General features: G+C 60.7%; 14 protein-coding genes. 11 read left to right on the forward strand and 3 right to left on the reverse strand.

Features of this window, described 5'->3' with window-relative positions:
- The first annotated feature begins 211 nt into the window (after positions 1-211).
- The 4 genes from tgt to DWY03_RS01125 all read left to right on the forward strand — a co-directional run bounded on the left by tgt (position 212) and on the right by DWY03_RS01125 (position 3,047).
- Complete coding sequence (gene tgt / locus DWY03_RS01110) at positions 212-1,351, forward strand: tRNA guanosine(34) transglycosylase Tgt (protein ID WP_055250876.1); 1,140 nt, start codon at positions 212-214, stop codon at positions 1,349-1,351.
- Positions 1,352-1,564: 213 nt separating this feature from the next.
- Positions 1,565-2,323 (forward strand): TIGR00730 family Rossman fold protein, encoded by a 759-nt coding sequence (locus tag DWY03_RS01115; protein ID WP_117839733.1) that lies wholly within the window; start codon positions 1,565-1,567, stop codon positions 2,321-2,323.
- A gap of 113 nt (positions 2,324-2,436) precedes the next feature.
- On the forward strand, positions 2,437-2,736 hold the full coding sequence (locus DWY03_RS01120) for a type II toxin-antitoxin system RelB/DinJ family antitoxin (RefSeq protein ID WP_117758773.1): 300 nt from the start codon (positions 2,437-2,439) through the stop codon (positions 2,734-2,736).
- Positions 2,737-2,738: 2 nt separating this feature from the next.
- Complete coding sequence (locus DWY03_RS01125) at positions 2,739-3,047, forward strand: type II toxin-antitoxin system YafQ family toxin (protein ID WP_117758774.1); 309 nt, start codon at positions 2,739-2,741, stop codon at positions 3,045-3,047.
- Between the two features lie 64 nt (positions 3,048-3,111).
- Here the strand turns inward: DWY03_RS01125 and DWY03_RS01130 are convergent, their stop codons facing one another.
- The 3 genes from DWY03_RS01130 to DWY03_RS01140 form a co-directional block, all read right to left on the reverse strand.
- Positions 3,112-6,096, reverse strand: coding sequence for a DEAD/DEAH box helicase family protein (locus DWY03_RS01130; protein WP_158558590.1), 2,985 nt, complete (start codon positions 6,094-6,096; stop codon positions 3,112-3,114).
- A 560-nt stretch (positions 6,097-6,656) separates the two neighbouring features.
- Positions 6,657-7,976, reverse strand: coding sequence for an IS256 family transposase (locus tag DWY03_RS01135; RefSeq protein ID WP_231500725.1), 1,320 nt, complete (start codon positions 7,974-7,976; stop codon positions 6,657-6,659).
- A gap of 375 nt (positions 7,977-8,351) precedes the next feature.
- Entirely contained in the window at positions 8,352-9,212 is an 861-nt protein-coding gene (locus tag DWY03_RS01140) for a DegV family protein (RefSeq protein WP_158558591.1), read from the reverse strand.
- A 155-nt stretch (positions 9,213-9,367) separates the two neighbouring features.
- On the opposite strand from DWY03_RS01140, the gene DWY03_RS01145 reads away from it, so the two are divergent.
- The 7 genes from DWY03_RS01145 (at position 9,368) to DWY03_RS01175 (ending at position 17,569) form a co-directional block, all read left to right on the forward strand.
- Positions 9,368-10,030: an HAD hydrolase-like protein gene (locus DWY03_RS01145; protein WP_231500724.1), complete on the forward strand. Its 663-nt coding sequence runs from the start codon at positions 9,368-9,370 to the stop codon at positions 10,028-10,030.
- Between the two features lie 54 nt (positions 10,031-10,084).
- Complete coding sequence (locus DWY03_RS01150) at positions 10,085-11,521, forward strand: M20 family metallopeptidase (RefSeq protein WP_117839737.1); 1,437 nt, start codon at positions 10,085-10,087, stop codon at positions 11,519-11,521.
- Between the two features lie 319 nt (positions 11,522-11,840).
- Positions 11,841-12,779: a phosphate ABC transporter substrate-binding protein gene (locus DWY03_RS01155; RefSeq protein ID WP_117629065.1), complete on the forward strand. Its 939-nt coding sequence runs from the start codon at positions 11,841-11,843 to the stop codon at positions 12,777-12,779.
- A gap of 25 nt (positions 12,780-12,804) precedes the next feature.
- Positions 12,805-13,713 (forward strand): phosphate ABC transporter permease subunit PstC, encoded by a 909-nt coding sequence (gene pstC / locus DWY03_RS01160; protein WP_117839738.1) that lies wholly within the window; start codon positions 12,805-12,807, stop codon positions 13,711-13,713.
- On the forward strand, positions 13,706-14,632 hold the full coding sequence (pstA, locus tag DWY03_RS01165) for a phosphate ABC transporter permease PstA (protein WP_117564462.1): 927 nt from the start codon (positions 13,706-13,708) through the stop codon (positions 14,630-14,632). Before pstC ends, pstA begins: the two co-directional genes overlap by 8 nt.
- Positions 14,629-15,504 (forward strand): phosphate ABC transporter ATP-binding protein PstB, encoded by an 876-nt coding sequence (pstB, locus tag DWY03_RS01170; RefSeq protein WP_117564461.1) that lies wholly within the window; start codon positions 14,629-14,631, stop codon positions 15,502-15,504. The genes pstA and pstB overlap by 4 nt, the downstream gene beginning before the upstream one ends.
- Before the next feature lie 205 nt (positions 15,505-15,709).
- A complete protein-coding gene (locus tag DWY03_RS01175; protein WP_117839739.1) occupies positions 15,710-17,569 on the forward strand; it encodes an ABC-F family ATP-binding cassette domain-containing protein in 1,860 nt (619 codons plus the stop codon).
- The last annotated feature ends 1 nt before the right edge of the window (position 17,570 follow it).

The raw sequence follows: 17,570 nt of genomic DNA on the forward strand, positions 1-17,570 counted from the left end.
GAATGAAAGTGGATAATCTCCCGTTTTTGGGCTGTGCTTTGGGCAAAAGTGGGAGATTATCCACGCTCATCCGGTAAGCGTCCAAAAATCCACGCTCATTTGCCGTGTCCCTGCCGTATCCTCCTCGCGCCAGTTTCTGTCGAGTCGGTGCTTCTTGCGGGTTGCTCGTATAATGGTTTGCGTATGAGCCGCAACCAAGGAGTTCCAGTTTATGGATCAAAACCTGTTTAAATTCGACCTGATCGCCGAGGACCCTACGACGCACGCGCGTGCCGGCGTACTGCACACCCCGCACGGCGACATCGAGACGCCGATTTTTATGCCCGTGGGCACCAAGGCAAACGTCAAGGGCATTCCTACCGAGACTGTCAAGAAGCTCGGCGCCCAGATCGTGCTCGCCAATACCTATCATCTGTCCATGCGTCCCGGCGAGGATACCATCGCCGAGCTGGGCGGCCTGCACAAGTTCATGAACTGGCACGGCCCCATCCTCACCGACTCGGGCGGTTTCCAGGTCTTCAGCCACAACGATGCCGTCAAGCTCACCGATGAGGGCGTGCGCTTTATCGTCAACGATTACGACGGCCGCCACGTGTTTTGGACGCCCGAGGACAACATGGAAATCGCCATGAAACTCGGCTCCGATATCTGCATGCAGCTCGACCAGTGCCCGGGCTATCCCGCCACGCGCGCCTACGTTGAGCGCGCCGTTGAGCTGTCGAGCATGTGGGCCGAGCGCTGCTATAAGGCGCATACCCGCGATGACCAGGCGCTCTTTGGCATCGTTCAGGGCGGCATGCACCTGGATCTGCGCCTGCGTTCGCTGCGCCATCTGGAGGAGTGCGGCGACTTCCCGGGCTATGGTATCGGTGGCTATTCGGTGGGCGAGGATCACGAGACCATGTTCGAGACCCTGGCGCCGCTCGTGAGTGAGTACATGCCCAAGCATAAGCCGCGCTACCTGATGGGTGTCGGCAACCCGACCACGCTCGTGCGCGGCGTTGGCGTGGGCATCGACATGTTTGACTGCGTGCTGCCGACGCGCACCGGCCGTATGGGCACGGCATTCTCCAGCGAGGGTCGCCTCAACTTCCGCAACGCTCGCTTTGCGCACGACGACGGTCCCATCGATCCCACCTGCACCTGCCCGGTGTGCACGGGCGGTTACAGCCGTGCGCTCATCCGTCACATGGTCACGCAGAAGGAGATGCTCGGCGGCATTCTGCTTTCGATGCACAACATCTACTACCTGCTCAACCTTATGCAGCGGGCCCGCCAGGCCATTATCGAGGGCCGCTACGGCGCGTTCGTGAGCGACTGGATGAACAGCCCTGCGGCGGTGGATTACTAAGAGCAGCACGGGCGCTTGCAGAGCGCGGGCAACGGCAAGGGGCGAGCGCCGGCCGGTCATCACGTTTGCTAACACCGCTTGCGCGACCGATGACCGATAGCTTGCAAGCACTTGATGCATCGTGGGTACCATACCGAATAGTTGATGTTCGGGCGGGTGTTTGGCGCACAGCGTCGACCCCGCCCGTTTTACTTTTTCTCGATAGGAGTACCCATGATTAAGAATGAGAACGTCGAGGGCGAGCCTGTCTACGACGAGACGTACCGCCGCGGCCCCGTGGTCATGCGCGGCCCCATGATTCCTAAGGACAACACCTACGCCAACCTGCTGGCGCCCGAGGAGTCGACCGACTGGTTGCATGCCGATCCGTGGCGCGTGCTGCGCATTCAGGCCGAGTTTGTCGATGGCTTCGGCGCGCTTGCCGAGCTTGGTCCTGCGGTGACCATCTTCGGTAGCGCCCGCACGCCCAAGACCGATCCGCTTTACAAGGCGGCGCGCACCGTCGGGCGCAAAATCGCCCAGCGCGGCGTGGCGGTTATCACCGGCGGCGGTCCCGGCATCATGGAGGCGGCCAACAGGGGAGCGGCGAGTGTCAACGGCAAGTCAGTTGGCCTAGGCATTGAATTGCCGCACGAGCACGGGCTCAACAAATACGTGAACCTCGGCATGGACTTCCGCTACTTCTTTGTGCGCAAAACCATGTTCGTTAAGTACAGCTCGGGCGCCATCGTATTTCCCGGCGGCTTTGGCACGCTCGACGAGATGTTCGAGGTGCTCACGCTGGTGCAGACGCACAAGGTCAAGCGCATGCCGCTTGTGCTGGTAGGCAGTGAGTACTGGCAGGGCCTGTTCGACTGGCTCAACGGCCCGGTGATGGACGCCGGTATGATCAGCCCGCTCGATCCGGAGCTGGTGCACATTACCGACGACCTCGACGAGGCAGTCGACATCGCCCTGAGCGGGCTGAAGTAGGGCGAGCGTGCCTGTTGTTGTAGTAATGAGAACGGCAGACTGATGCTATTTAACATCACTCTGCCATCTAAACTGGGTATACTGATGCAAAAGACGAGGCGAGGAGGTCGCGTATGTCTACTGCAACGGTTAAGCCTACGACGGTTCGCATCGAAGAGGGGCTCAAGGAACAGGCGACTGAGTTTTTGGATTCGGTTGGTCTGAGTCTCAATTCGTATCTCAACCTTGCTGTTCGGCAGCTTGTAAATCAGCGGAAGATTCCGTTTGAAATTGTGGGTCGATCCGAAGTTCCCAACGAGGTGACGAGGCGCGCCATGGTGATCGCCGAGGCCCACGAGCTGGGGATTCTGCCAGACGACAGCCCGGCGTTCGATAACGTGAATAATCTGATGTCGTTCCTTGATGAGGACTAGCGATGTTTGAGATTAAGGTCGAGGCTCAGTTTAAGACGGATTACAAGCGAACGATGCGCATTCATCCGCAGCTAAAATCCGAGTTTAAGGCGGCGGTCGCAGAGCTGGCGGCTCACGGCTCGCTTCCTACGGAATATGGCGTCCACGAGCTCTCAAACCCAGGCGGCAATTACAACGGCCATATCGACTTTCATCTATCCGATGGCATGGTCGATGTGGTCGTTCTCTATCTGCCGCATAAGACTAATCCGGTGATCCGACTGGTGAGAATGGGCTCGCATGAGGAGTTATTTCAGGGCCCGCAGGGCTGATTGCTCGCTTATGTTTCGCGGGGGAATAGGGATTGATTCGCGGCCGATTGGCCAAAAACGGCCCCTATTCCACCGTAACTGTTGGAGACGTCCCGTTCGCGGCTGCGACCTCCGGTTCTCCTCTTCGCTGGATTTCGCTTAAAAGCTCGGCTGCAACTTCGCTGCTTTTGAAACGGATGCTGCAGTCCTCTTTCTTAGGAAAGGCCAGTAATGGAATAGTTCCGTACCAGACAGTTTCCTCGTCAATCACTGATGCGCACAGGCGTCCTTCGGCTTTGATGAGATAACTGACGTTCATCTCGGCAAAAATCGCTTTCACGTCATCGCGCGGAGTCGAAGCAATTGAAATCTCAAGGGCAATCCCACGGGCGGCGGCGCCTGTGAGTACGGCAGTGAGCTTTGCGAGGCATGCAGCGGATGCGTAGGGCGCGGCAATAAAAATGCTTTTCGTTGCGCGCGCGATGTCATCTGCTAAGGCCTCCACGGCCCTTGCCGGCCTAACGAGGATGTTTTGATCGGCCCGTTTGTTGTCATTTGCTGCAAAGACTTCATACCCCAGCTTGGCGTAGGTCTTGAGTCTCTTCTGGTACATGCGCGCGAGCATGGGTATCGACAAATCAACATAGTCGAATATCTCAACCTGCTGCTTGCCCTCGTGACTTCTATGTAGCCTGCCTGCCTGCTGCGTTATGCTGCCGTCCCAAGATATCGGTGTGGCAATGAGCAGAGTGTCAAGGTAAGACAGGTCGAAACCCTCGCCCAGAAGGCCTTCGGTTGCGATGATAATTCGATGCTCATGCTCGAAGCCGGGAAGGCTGTTCAGTATTGCCTTTCTTTCTTTGGCGTCGATTTCTCCGGTTAAGAGTATAGGTTCGTGTCCGCGGCTTTGAAGCAGCCTACATAGCTCTTCGGCATGTTTTTTCCTTTTGGATAGCACAAGCGGATGTCGACCGTTTGACGCGGTCTCGAGGGCATCGTCGACAATTGCTTCGTTTCTCGCTGTGTGCGCACACAGGAGATCGAGAACTTGATTAAAGGACGCCCCTGGTTCGTAGGCGGGTAGTCGAACTCCGGTAAAACGCGGCCTAACAACGCGCTGAATTCCCTGTTGGATTGCTTGCGTTTTTGGATCAATGACATGGCGAAGCGGGCCGCAGAGCATTGAGAGTGCTCGCGTGAGTCCGTCCGAGCGTTCGGGCGTCGCGGAAAGGCCGTATACATATTTGGCTGGAGCGGATTTGAGGACGAGCTCAAGCTGTGGTGCGGCTGCATGGTGACATTCATCACAGATGATGAGGCCGTAATCACGAACGAACTCCTTGGCTATTGGTTCTCCGGTCTGGGGGTCCTTGCTGGACAGAGACTGGAATGAAGCAATGTCGATGAGATGGCTTATGGTGGTTTTGCCTCCTCCGATTTGGCCAATGAGCGGAGGCTGCCTTTTACTGATTCGTCCTTTTGGGGTTCGAACTGGCTTTCTGTTATCCGTAATGTCGATAAACCGTTCGAGCTGGGATTTCCATTGGGCAATGAGCGCAGTCTTGGGAACGATGACAAGCGTTGGAAGACCGATGGCAGCAATAAGATAGGCCCCAATGACGGTTTTCCCGAAACCCGTCGGCGCGGACATGATCCCGTCTTCATAGTTGAGCATCTGTTCGGCGGCAATTTGCTGTTCAGGGCGAAGAGCCCCTTTAAATGTCATCACAATTGGATTGCCCGACATGCGCTTGTCTGAATAGTGAGCAGAAGCGCCGGCTTCTTGAAGCAGCCGCTCGAGTTGAGCTTTACAGCCTCTGGGAATCGCAACGCAGCCATCTCTAAGTTCACTGAGGTCTATGTACCGCGGTTTGCCAAATACTGATTGGTGCATTGATTGGGCACGGAAGAATTCCGGGTTGGCAAATGTTGCAAGCCTGCGAACCTCCATCTGGGCGGCCGGGCTCAGAGATCTTTCGGTTATGTAGAGCATATCGGCTTGCGTGACGGGTAGCGATGACGGGAAGTCCTGCAGCGTGAGCGGAAGCCGCTTTCGCGGCCTCTGAGAATGTGGCGCGGCGGTGTTTCCCGCCACTGCAGCTGATATTCCATGCGGTTTATTGTCGATGCTTTCGATTAGATTTTGCACCGTTGCATGTGGAACCAGCTGAATTTGTGAAAGGTAAAGCCATTGATCGGGAAAGGGCTCAAATTGCTCGTCAACAAATACACTGTTCCCTTTTCGCTGCGCTTTTCCTTGAAAAGGCAGTGCTATGAGATTTCCGAAGCCGCCCTCAGGAATGGTGGACTGCGCGGGCAGCATCCGGTCAAAAGCTTCAAAGGTGATTGTCTTGTTGAGCGCCGCCGCTTCGGTGATAAGGCTGCTTCCAAATTCTCGTGCGATCTTTGCGCTGGTGAGCTCTAGGAAGAAAAACCAGACATGTGCGCCGTTACCTGATCTCGATCGCTCGACTGCAGCATCGATCCCATGGTTTTTTGCGACAAGCCGAATGGCGTTTGTCGCTTCTTTCCAATCGGCTCCGTCAAAGTCGATGACCAGGACTTTTGTGTTACTGTCACTATCGAGAACGTATTGACCTATGACGTCTCGGAGCCTGTCGTCGTTGCCTTTGAAATGGGCGATGATCGCGGCATCGCTCAGCTTGGGGAAGATGCGGTTGCCGCATTCCGCGCATTTGGTTTTCTGACGATTTACTTTGGGGCAAATGCTTGCCTTCCATTCATTTGCGCAGGCGGGTGTATAGCCGATGCCCCCGTCTTTTCTGCGGTACCCATGAGCGTAAACATCTTTGCGGCCAGTAAAGAGATTGCGAAAGAGTTCCAGTTTGTCGCGCGCTGGGCTCGCACTGGTGACGATTCCTTCGACCTGTGCCCGTCTATCGAAAGATTCGCCAGCTTTCTCCCATTCTTCCAGTGTTGCGTAACGGATGTCTGGACCGTTGCCGCAGATGACGATTTGGCTGTGCGGCTCCGATACATGGGCGACGGTTTTCTTGAATTGGAATAGCGTACCCCCGATGAGGGCGTATTGATGCGTGACGGTGCTCATGTAAATGCCGTTCTTGTCGGAGTTCATTGAAATGAGGGTACGTTATTTTGATTTTTAAGGGACTCGACTCTGATTTTGGTTCGGTGATAGCGGAGTACAGCTCCGTGAGTGGTGTTTGGCTGATGTCAAAATGTGCGGTAGCTGTTGCTGAATGGGTTTTGGCGGCCATGAGGTGGGCTGGAGGCGCAGGAAACTATCCTCGAATAGACCCTGTGGGCAAAAAATGGCAAATATGAGTACTGTGGTTTGAGCAGTAACATATCATCTGGAAAGTATTTAAGACCAATCGATTCGGGTTGGATATAATCAACCCTCTAAACATGGCGATTCGGGACTTTATGACGCTCGGAATTGGCGGAAGATGGCAAATTCAGCCAGATTTCGCTGTTACTAAACTGGTAACAGTACTCATATTTGCCATTTTTTGCCCAGAGGGTATCGCAAGGGGGTTGGACAAAGCATCGATCGCCGCCAATTTCTCGATTGGCTGGTTGGGCGGCGGTGGCGCGCGCAGACGTGGTGTAAGAGCGTCCCGAGGTCCGTCGCTGCAAGTCCCGATATTACTCCTTCTTGAGACCGCGCCTCTCGACTATCTCGTCCACTGTCTCCCTGGCGCGCCGCCCGAGCGCGCGGCGCCTCCCCTCTGTCGGGGCCGGCCTGTCCGCGGGCTCGGCGAAGCCCTCGGCGGCCGAGGCCTCGGAGAACACGCGCTGCTGGGACCACTGTCCCTCGGTCTCCATGAGGCTCGCGCACGTCAGGCGCAGCATCGACTCCCTCGAGGGGAAGGACTGCACGACCCTGTAGCGGCGCTTGATCTCGCGGTTGGCGCGCTCCTGGACGTTGTTGGTGCGGAGCTTGGCCCAGTGCGCCCTGGGGAAGGCCGTGAACGCCAGCGCGGAGTCCTCGGCCTGCTCGAAGACCTCGCCGGCCCTGGCGGACACCGACGCCACCCAGGGCGCCGCCTCGGCCCACACGCAGCGCGCGAGGTCGGGGTCGTCCTGGTAGACCGCGGCGTGCACGAGGTCCCTGACGGCCGCCTTGGAGTCCTCGGGCCTGCCCGAGCAGGCGCTCTGGAGGTTGCGCTGCAGGTGCGTCACGCAGCGCTGCCAGGCGCAGCCCTGGAACAGGCGCGAGACGGCGGCCACGAGCCCGGCGTGGCTGTCGGAGACCACGAGGCGAACGCCGGCCAGCCCGCGCTCGCGCAGCCCGCCGAGGAATGCCGCCCAGGAGTCCTCGCTCTCGGTGTCGACCACGTCGCAGCCCAGGAAGTGCTTGCGCCCGTCGGCGCCCAGCCCGATCGCGGTCACGACGCCCTGCGAGACGACCGACGAGCCGACCCTGCAGCTCATGTAGGTAGCGTCGAGCCACAGGTAGCAGCACGGCGTGCCCGACAGGTCGCGGCGGCGGAACTCCGCCACCTCGGCGTCGAGGTCGGAGCAGAGGCTCGAGACCTCCGAGCTCGACAGCGAGGATATGCCCAGCTTGGACGCCACGCGCTCGACCTTGCGGGTGGACACGCCGCATACGTACATCTCCTGCACGATGGCGGCCACCGAGGTGTCGACGCGCGACCATCGCGCGAGCATGCCCTCGGGGTAGTAGGTGCCGTGCCTGAGCTTGGGTATCTCGAGCTCCACGTCGCCCACGGCGGTCTTGAGCGACCTGGGGCGGTAGCCGTTGCGGCTGTTCTCCCTGCCGTCGCTGCGCTCGTTGCGGCTCGCGCCGCACATCTGCTGGGCCTCGGAGTCCATCAGCGCGTTCATCACGCTGCCCAGCACCCTGCACGCGAACTCGCGCGCGTCGCCGCACTCCTGCCAAAGCCTCGCCGCCTCGAGGGCCTCGTCGCGGCCGAGGCGCAGTACACTCTCTTCTTGGGGCATCGCCTTTCCTTCCATTCGTCACCTTCATTACTCCAACGACGAATTCTAGGCGGTGTCCCCTCCCTTTCAAGAAAGGGCGGAGGCGGGGCATTCCCCGCCTCTTACACCACATCTCTGCGCGCTACCTGGGCGGCAATGAAGTTGCGGCGTAATGGGAAGCGTTTCGCGGCCTTTTGGCTAAAACGGCCCCTTTTCCGCCGCGACTCCTAAAAAGACGCCGGCGCGCCTTGAGTTGCGGCGCGTCGGCGTGATGGCTTTGTTGTGGCTGGGTGTACTTCGGTTGTTCGACGGCTTTGGCATGTCCGATCTTGCCAGGCAAGCCTTTGTTACCGTTTAACGTTTGCCCAGATAAAACCTGCCAAAATAAACCTGTCCCTAATTGGCAGGTTGGTAGCGGGGACAGTAGCTGATGGCGATGGCGTCGACGCCTACGTGGGTGGCGATGGTGCAGCCGATGGGGCCGGTGCCGGCGTCTACGTAGTTCTGGCCTGCGAGCGCTTGGTTGACGAGATCCTGCTCCTCGGCGGCGCCGGTCGTGAGCACGCGCACACTGGAGCCCGGATGCTCGGTCAAAAATGCGAGGCAATCGGCCATGGTGTTGGCAACGATGCGCTTGGCGCCGCGGCCCTTTTTGATGGCCTTGATCTCGCCCGATTTCCACTCCGGCGAAACGGCCAGGCGAATGTTGAGCATCTGCGTGAGCTGGCCGGCGAGTTTGGGCGCGCGGCCGTTCTTAACGAGGTTCTCGAGCGTGCGGGGAATCAGCAGCAGGTGGGCGTCGGGCAGGGCCGCGCGGATCTGCGCCTCGGTCTCGTCCAGGCTGCGGCCGTCCTCGCGCATAGCCAGCGCGTACTCCACCAGCAGGCCCTCGGCACCCGAGCCGGTGCGCGAGTCGATGCAGCGCACGTCGAGCTCGTGCGTTTCGGCCGTCAGGCTGGCGTTGGCATAGCAGGCGGACCACTCGCTGCACAGCGAGATGAAGATGGCGCTATCGTGGCCGTCGGCGAGCACGCGGTCAAAGAGTGCCTTGAACTCGCCGGCGCTCGGCTGCGAGGTGTGCGGCAGTTGCTCGGAACCGGCCATGCGCGCGACGTACTCCTGGGCGGTAATCTGCACCTGGTCGAGCAGGTCCTCGCCCTCGATAATCACATGCAGCGGAATCACGTAAATGCCGAGCTCTTGGGCGCGGGTGGGGGAGATGTCCGACGTGGAGTCGGTTATGATGGCAAAAGACATAATTGCACCTTTCGTTGGGGCGCTGCGCGCCGCCTTCTGAGAGCAAAGTGCGACAAGTATAGTAGAGTCGTTCCACATTACTAGGTTCAATTGTTGAATAGTCAACAGTTTGAAGTGTCGGTGTGGAAATCGTCAACTGGGGAAGAGGAATGCCGATGGAGGCACTGGAGATATGCAGGCGGCCGGTCGTGCTGTTCGATTTCGACGGCACGGTGGCAGATACGGGCCGGGCGGTGATGACCTCGACGCGCAAGGCGCTGGCTGCGCGCGGGTTTTCTGAGGCGCAGATGGGTGACCTGCGCCGCATGATCGGGCCGCCCCTGTGGAAGAGCTTTCACGACTTTTACGGTTTTTCCCGCGAGGAGTCGCTTGTGGTGGCCGACGAGTACCGCGCTTTTTTTGATGAGCTGGGACCGGAGGAGTACCCCGTGTTCGATGGGATCCCCGTGCTGCTGGATGGGTTAGCCGCCCGGGGTAAACGTATGGCCGTGGCGACGTCGCGCATGGAGGCCAAGTGCATCGACATGGTGCGTGAGCTCGGGCTCTCTCAGTTTGAGGCGGTGATTGGCATGAATCCGCCGCAGGGACGCGAGACCAAGGCCGATTCGGTCCGCGATGCCCTGGCGGCGCTCGGCGCGACGGCCGACGATGCCGTGATGATCGGCGATCGCTTTAACGATGTGGAGGGCGCGCACGCGATGGGCGTGCCGTGCATCGGCATCTATTCGGGCGCGGCGGCGCCGGGCGAGCACGAGGCGGCGGGTGCCGATGCGGTGGTGCACTCGGTGGCCGAGCTTGCTAAACTTTTCGCTATCTAATGACGTGATGTGAGGGGCGGGCGTGCCCGTCGCTCATTGCTAAGGAGGTCGTCCATGAATCAGGTGGAGCAGAGCGTTACTGAGTATGTCGACGAGGTCTGGGAAGATGTCGTTGCCGATATCGAGCAGTTGGTGAGCTATCCGTCTGTGGCTATTGCTGCCAATGCGGAGCCCAGTGCGCCGTTTGGTCGCCCGGTCCGTGATGCGCTCGATTGCGCGCTCGGCATCGCGCAAAAGCTCGGCTACCAGACGAGCGACGACGAGGGCTATGTGGGCATCGCCGATATCCCGGGCCGCGGCGATAAGCAGCTCGCGACCATTTGCCATGTGGACGTGGTGCCCGCCGGCCCTGGCTGGAACACCGACCCGTTTGCGATGGAGCGTCGCGAGGGCTGGCTGCTCGGCCGTGGCGTGATCGACGACAAGGGCCCGGCGGTGCTGTCGCTCTACGCCGGCGCGTACCTGCTCAAGCACGGCATTGTGCCGCGCTACACCTTCCGCGCGCTGCTGGGCTGCGATGAGGAAGTGGGCATGTCCGACGTTCACCATTATCTAGAGAACTACGCGAACCCCGACTTTCTGTTTACGCCCGATGCCGAGTTCCCGGTCTGCAATGCCGAGAAGGGCCAGTTTGGGGCGACATTTGTGAGCTCCAAGATCGACGGCGGGCGCATTGTGTCCTGGAGCGGTGCCGAGGCGAGCAACGCCATTCCGTCGCAGTCTATCTGCGAGCTCGCGATTGCCGCCGATGAGCTGCCGGCGCCCGTTGAGAACGCCGACCGCCTGGAGATCACGGCACTCGATAACGGGCATGCGCAGATTTTTGCCCACGGCATTGGCGGTCATGCCTCGATGCCCGAGGGAACGATCAATGCCGTCGGCCTCATCGTGGCGTATCTGCGTGAGGCCGAGGACGCGTTTGGTGCGCGCGACGAGCGCCTGCTGACGCCTGCCGAGCACGAGTTCGTCAAGTTCTTGGCCTTTGTGCATGCGGACGCCTATGGTCGCGGTCTGGGAATCGATGCGACGAGCGCGGCGTTTGGCCCGCTCACGTGCAACCCCGGCGTCATCCGCGTGGCGGACGGGCATATTGAGCAGGTCATCGACGTGCGCTTCCCCGATAGCACCAGTGTCGATACCATCTGCGAGCAGCTCGAGCCGCTCGTGGGCCGCTTTGGTGTGACGTATCGCGTGGGCCGTGCCAAGGTGCCGTTCTCGGTCTCTGCCGACGATCCGGCCGTGAAGGCGCTTATCGATACCTATAACGAGTTTACGGGCAAGCATGCTGAGCCCTTTGCCATGGGCGGCGGCACGTACGCGCGCAACTTTGCCCGCGCCGTCTCGTTTGGCCCCGAGGAGACCGGTCTGGAGCTGCCCGAGTGGGGCGGCCAGATGCACGGTCCCAACGAGTGCGCCAACGAGGAACAGCTCAAGCAGGCGCTCAAGATTTATATCGTGGCGATCTTACGTTTGAACGAGCTTGAGCTTTAAGGCTGCGGCGTTTTAACAACTTAGCACCCCTTTCGTCCGGGCTTTTTAAGTTGCGGTGGAATAGTTCCTAGAATGGGCCATTTGATGGCCAAGCAGGAACTATTTCACCGCAACTTTGTTTTTATTGGTGTAAAAGGCGGGTCATGCTTGGTGGCGGGTTTGTTATTCGTTTGTAAAGCCGAGCCGCGCTTGCGGTAAGGGTCTATCAGATGCCCGTAATAAAGCGCAGCTGACGCGGGCGCTGCCCGATCGAGACCGTATCTTTCCAAACAGCAAAGCGGGCAGGGTGCCCGCGAGTCGCTTGTATGAAAGGAAGATCATGCTCGATCAGGCTTATTCTCGTCGTCAGTTCCTCGGCCTCGCTGGTGGTCTTGCCAGCATCGTCGGCCTCGGTCTCGTTGGTTGCGGCGGCGCAGGCGCAACCGACGCCGCCGACAAGGGTAGCGCCGCTGCTGCCGAGTCCGTCTCGGGCGAGGTAACCTACGACGGCGCCTCCTCGTTCCAGGCTCTCGTCGAGGCTGCTGCCGAGAAGTTTATGGATGCCAACCCCGACGTCTCCGTCTCCGGTTCGGGCAACGGTTCGGGCAAGGGCCTGACCGCTGTCGCCGCCGGCACCGTCACCATCGGTAATTCCGATGTCTTCGCCGAGACCAAGCTCGAAGCCGATCAGGTCAAGAACCTCGTCGATCACGAGGTCGCCGTCGTGGGCATGGGCCCCGTCGTCTCCAAGAACGTGACAGTCGACGACCTGACCCTCGAGCAGCTCAAGGGCATCTTCTCCGGCCAGATCACCAACTGGAAGGAGGTCGGCGGCGACGACGCCAAGATCGTCGTTCTCAACCGCAAGGCCGGCTCCGGCACCCGCGCCACCTTCGAGGCCGCCGTCTTTGGCGACGAGGCCGTCGACTTTAAGGGCGACGCCGAGCTCGACAAGTCCGGCGATGTCCAGACTCAGATGGGCAGCACCGACAACGCCATCTCCTACCTTGACTTCTCGCACTTCGATGACTCCAAGTTCAACGCCATCATGGTCGAGGGCGTCGAGCCCAAGAGCACAAACGTCACCGACGACTCCTTCAAGATCTGGGCGACCGAGCACATGTACTGTGCTAAGGACGCCGACGAGGCCACCAAGGCCTTCCTGGAGTTCATGCTTTCCGACGACGTCCAGGGCAAGCTCGTCGAGGAGCAGGGCTTTATTCCCGTTTCTGCCATGAAGGTCGTCAAGGACGCCAGTGGCAAGGTCTCCGCTAAATAAGTAATCGCCCCCGGAAAGGTTTGCAATGGCAAAACAGCTGCCAAAGCGCGAGCTTGAGAACGTGGGCCTGGGCGTCACGGGTGCGTGCGTAGCGCTCGTGACGCTTGTCGTTGCCGCGCTCATCTTTATGGTCGCCCAAAAGGGCCTCTCGGCTTTTTTCAAGGACGGCGTCTCGATCATCGAGTTTTTTATCGGTACCAAGTGGGACCTGGCCAACACGGCCGAAAACGGCCTGCCCTACACTGGCGCCCTGCCCCTGATCGTCACCTCGTTTGCGGTCATGGTGCTCTCCACGCTCATCGCACTGCCCATCGCCATCGGCTCTGCCATCTTTGCGGTCGAGATTCAGCCTAAGTTTGGCTCCAAGGTTTTTCAGCCGCTCATTGAGCTTTTGACCGGTATTCCCTCGGTCGTCTTTGGCCTGATCGGTTTTCACGTGGTCGTCGGCCTTATGAAGAGCGTTTTCCACGTGAGCACGGGTCTGGGTATCTTGCCCGGCGCTATCGTGCTGGCCGTCATGATTCTGCCGACGATGACCACGCTTTCGGTCGATGGCCTGCGCGCCGTGCCCGATAGCTACCGCCAGGGTTCGCTCGCGCTGGGCTACACCCGCTGGCAGACCATCTGGCACGTGGTGCTCAAGTCCGCCATGCCCTCGCTCATGACCGCAGTCATCCTTGGCATGACCCGCGCCTTTGGCGAGACGCTCGCCGTGCGCATGGTCATTGGCGGCATCGAGGCCATGCCGACGTCGCTGCTGTCGCCGGCGTCTACCATCACCACCACGCTCACCACGTCCATGGCGGTCTATGCCGAGGGCTCGGCCCAGGACGACATCCTGTGGGCGCTCGGTCTTCTGCTGATGGGCATGAGCCTCATCTTTATCCTGATCATCCATCTCATTGGCCGCAAGGGGGCGAAGGCTCGTGGCTAGCACGCGCATCCATATCGACGAGGCGAGACTCGGGCGTGTCCAAAGGCAAGACCGTATCGCCACGGGCGTGCTGACGGCGATTGTCGCCATCGTCATGCTTATCGTCGTCTCCATGGTGGCCTACATCCTGTTCGAGGGTATCTCGACGCTGTTCCAGCCGGGCTTTCTCACACAGCCCGCACGCGCCAACGGAACGCAGGGCGGCGTGCTCTACCAGCTGTTCGACTCGTTCTATCTGCTGCTGATTACCCTGATCATCTCGGTGCCCATCAGCCTGGGCGGCGCGGTCTTCCTAGTTGAATACGCGCCCGACGGTCCCATTCGCGACATCGCCTCGACCGCCATCGAGACGTTGTCTTCGCTGCCCTCCATCGTCGTCGGCATGTTCGGCTTTCTGGTGTTCTCGGTGCAGCTGGGCTGGAAGTACTCCATCATCTCCGGCGCCGTCGCGCTCACCATGTTCAACATCCCCATCCTGGTGCGCGTGATTCAGCAGGCGCTCGAGGACGTGCCGCAGGCCCAGCGCGATGCGTGCCTGGCCATGGGCCTCACTCGCTGGGAGGCCACACTGCACATCCTGATTCCCGAGGCCATGCCCGCCATCGTGACCGGCATCGTGCTTTCGGCCGGCCGCGTGTTTGGCGAGGCCGCGGCGCTGCTCTTTACCTCGGGCATGAGCTCGCCGGTCCGCCTCAACTTCTTGAGCTTTAACCTGTCGAGCCCCACCTGCGCCTGGAACGTGTTCCGTCCCGGCGAGTCGCTGGCCGTGCACATCTACAAGATCTATGGCGAGGGCAGCCCCGAGGCCCAGCAGATCGTCTGGGGCACCGCGGCACTGCTGATGATTTGCGTGCTGCTGTTTAACGTAGTCGCCCGTATCGTGGGCAAGCAACTGGCAAGGAAGATGACGGCCGAATGAGCGATATGAATGCAACGCCCGCAACCGAGGCGGCCACGTCCGACACCCCCCAGGACTTTCTGTCGAGCGTGGGGGAGAGCGAGAGGCGCGTGCGCGTGAGCGGCAAGGCCGTGAGCGACGAGGTCGTGCTCTCCGCCAAGGACGTCAACGTGTACTATGGCGACCACCATGCGCTGCACAATACGTCGCTCGACTTCCACAAGGGTGAGATCACGGCGCTCATCGGGCCTTCGGGCTGCGGCAAGTCGACCTTCTTGCGTAGCCTCAACCTGATGAATCGCGAGATTCGCCGCTGTCGCGTGGAGGGCGAGATCAACTACCGCGGGCGCAACGTGAACACCAAGACCGAGAACACGTACGAGCTGCGTCGCTCCATCGGCATGGTGTTCCAGCAGCCCAACCCCTTCCGCAAGTCCATTCGCGACAACATCACCTTTGCGCCCAAGCGCCACGGCATCACCGACCGTGACGAGCTCGACCGCATGGTCGAGGAAAGTCTGCGCGGTGCCGCGCTGTGGGACGAGGTCAAAGACAAGCTCGACAAGAGCGCCTACGCGCTTTCGGGCGGTCAGCAGCAGCGTCTGTGCATTGCGCGCACGCTGGCGCTCAACCCCGACGTGATCCTGTTCGACGAGCCCTGCTCGGCGCTCGACCCCATCTCGACGTTGGCGATCGAGGACCTGATGTCGTCGATCGTTGCCGACCGTGCCATCGTCATCGTGACGCACAACATGGAGCAGGCGTCGCGCGTGTCCAACCGCACGGCGTTCTTCTACATGGGCGATATGGTCGAGTACGACGAGACCGACGAGATTTTCCAACGGCCCAAGGATAAGCGGCTGAATGATTACCTCACCGGCATGTTCTCCTAGTCCGGGACATGCTTGAGGCCCGCGGCGGCCACGGTTGTCGCGGGACTGATTGGAGAGGCGGGTCATCTCTTTTGCGAGATGGCCCGCCTTTTTGCTCTGCGACCGAAACGACCACCACAAAGGGGACAGGCACCTTCGTGGTGGTTTGGGGTGGGGCTCGCTGCTATCATGGACAACGTTGAATTTCTACGAAGGAGCAGGGCATATGGCGATTCTTTTGGGATGCGATTCCATCAGCCTAGAGTTTCCCACCAAGCATATTTTCGATAGCGTGACGCTCGGCGTGGGCGAGGGCGACCGCATTGGTATTGTCGGTAAAAACGGCGACGGCAAGTCGACGCTGCTGAGCGTGCTCGCCGGCACGCTGGAACCCGACGACGGACGCGTGACGCACCGCCGCGGCACCACGATCGGACTGCTCGGCCAAAAGGACAACCTGGTCGATACCGACACCGTGCATCATGCCGTCGTGGGCGACGCGCCCGAGTATGAGTGGGCGTCGAGTCCGCGTACGCGCCAGATTCTGGCCGGCCTCATCAGCGATGTGCCCTGGGAAGGCACAGTGGGCGAGCTTTCGGGCGGTCAGCGCCGTCGCGTGGACCTTGCGCGCCTGCTGATCGGCAACTACGACGTGCTCATGCTCGACGAGCCCACCAACCACCTGGACATGCGTACCATCAACTGGCTTGCGCGTCACTTAAAGGCCCGCTGGCAGCGCGGTCAGGGCGCCATGCTCGTGGTCACGCATGACCGCTGGTTCTTGGACGAGGTCTGCACCAGCATGTGGGAGGTCCACGACGGCCAAGTCGACCCCTTCGAGGGCGGCTACTCGGCCTACATCCTGCAGCGCGTGGAGCGCGATCGCATGGCCGCGGTTACCGAGGAGCGCCGTCGCAACATGGCGCGCAAGGAGCTCGCGTGGCTGAGCCGCGGCGCCCAGGCGCGTTCCACCAAGCCCAAGTTTCGCGTGGATGCCGCTCGCGAGCTGATTGCCGACGTGCCGCCTGTGCGCGACGAGCTGGAGCTCAAGCGCCTGGCGGTGAGCCGTCTGGGCAAGCAGGTTATCGACGTGGTCGACGTGGACGCCGGCTATGCGGATACCGACGGCGCGCCCAAGCAGGTGCTCTCCGACGTGACCTGGCTCATTGGTGCGGGCGACCGCTATGGTCTTTTGGGCGAGAACGGCGCCGGCAAGTCGACGCTGCTCGACGTGATCCAGGGCAAGATCGCGCCCCTGCGCGGTCGCGTGAAGATTGGCCAGACGGTGCGCTTTGGCGTGCTGTCGCAGCAGCTCGAAGAGCTCGAGCCCTACATGGGCGACACGATCCGCGAGGTGCTCAGCAACTATAAGAAGTACTACGTCATCGACGGCAAGGAGACTTCGCCCGAGAAGCTCTGCGAGCGTCTGGGCTTTACGACGCAGCAGCTCTGGAGCCGCATCGGCGATCTTTCGGGCGGCCAGCGCCGTCGCCTGTCGCTGCTGCTGACAATCCTGGACGAGCCCAACGTGCTCATCCTGGACGAGCCCGGCAACGACCTCGATACCGACATGCTGGCGATTGTCGAGGATCTGCTCGACGGCTGGCCTGGCACGCTGATCCTAGTGACGCACGACCGTTTCCTCATGGAGCGCGTGACCGACCAGCAGTGGGCGCTGCTCGACGGCCACCTGACGCATATGCCCGGCGGCGTGGATCAGTACCTGCGCCTGTGCAACGCCACCGCCGAAGGCGAGCCCGTGGGCGCGCCGAGCGCCAAGACCGGCACGTTCGACACCGGCGCCGCAGCGGTTGCGGCCGAAAAGCCCAAGACGAGCGGGCAGCCCAATGGCCTTTCCAACGCCGAACGCCAGAAGCTTCGCCGCGAGGTGAGTTCGCTCGAGCGCAAGATGGAGACGCAGCGCGCTCGCGTGGAGGAGGCCGAGGCCGCCATGGCCCAGGTCGATCCCACCAACTACACGGCGCTGGGCGAGCAGCAGGCAAAGATCGACGAGGCCCACGCCGCCATGGACGAGCTGGAGATGGCGTGGCTCGAGGCGAGCGAAAAGCTCGAGGGCGAGGAGTAGA

The sequence above is a fragment of the Collinsella sp. AF23-2 genome (assembly GCF_003459245.1).
In the GTDB taxonomy this organism is placed as follows: Bacteria; Actinomycetota; Coriobacteriia; order Coriobacteriales; family Coriobacteriaceae; genus Collinsella.

Bases quoted from the DNA above. Each gene is read 5' to 3' on its own strand.
- tgt (WP_055250876.1), top strand. From the start codon at position 212: ATGGATCAAAACCTGTTTAAATTCGACCTGATCGCCGAGGACCCTACG.
- DWY03_RS01115 (WP_117839733.1), top strand. From the start codon at position 1,565: ATGATTAAGAATGAGAACGTCGAGGGCGAGCCTGTCTACGACGAGACG.
- DWY03_RS01120 (WP_117758773.1), top strand. From the start codon at position 2,437: ATGTCTACTGCAACGGTTAAGCCTACGACGGTTCGCATCGAAGAGGGG.
- DWY03_RS01125 (WP_117758774.1), top strand. From the start codon at position 2,739: ATGTTTGAGATTAAGGTCGAGGCTCAGTTTAAGACGGATTACAAGCGA.
- DWY03_RS01130 (WP_158558590.1), bottom strand. From the start codon at position 6,096: ATGAGCACCGTCACGCATCAATACGCCCTCATCGGGGGTACGCTATTC.
- DWY03_RS01135 (WP_231500725.1), bottom strand. From the start codon at position 7,976: ATGCCCCAAGAAGAGAGTGTACTGCGCCTCGGCCGCGACGAGGCCCTC.
- DWY03_RS01140 (WP_158558591.1), bottom strand. From the start codon at position 9,212: ATGTCTTTTGCCATCATAACCGACTCCACGTCGGACATCTCCCCCACC.
- DWY03_RS01145 (WP_231500724.1), top strand. From the start codon at position 9,368: ATGGAGGCACTGGAGATATGCAGGCGGCCGGTCGTGCTGTTCGATTTC.
- DWY03_RS01150 (WP_117839737.1), top strand. From the start codon at position 10,085: ATGAATCAGGTGGAGCAGAGCGTTACTGAGTATGTCGACGAGGTCTGG.
- DWY03_RS01155 (WP_117629065.1), top strand. From the start codon at position 11,841: ATGCTCGATCAGGCTTATTCTCGTCGTCAGTTCCTCGGCCTCGCTGGT.
- pstC (WP_117839738.1), top strand. From the start codon at position 12,805: ATGGCAAAACAGCTGCCAAAGCGCGAGCTTGAGAACGTGGGCCTGGGC.
- pstB (WP_117564461.1), top strand. From the start codon at position 14,629: ATGAGCGATATGAATGCAACGCCCGCAACCGAGGCGGCCACGTCCGAC.
- DWY03_RS01175 (WP_117839739.1), top strand. From the start codon at position 15,710: ATGGCGATTCTTTTGGGATGCGATTCCATCAGCCTAGAGTTTCCCACC.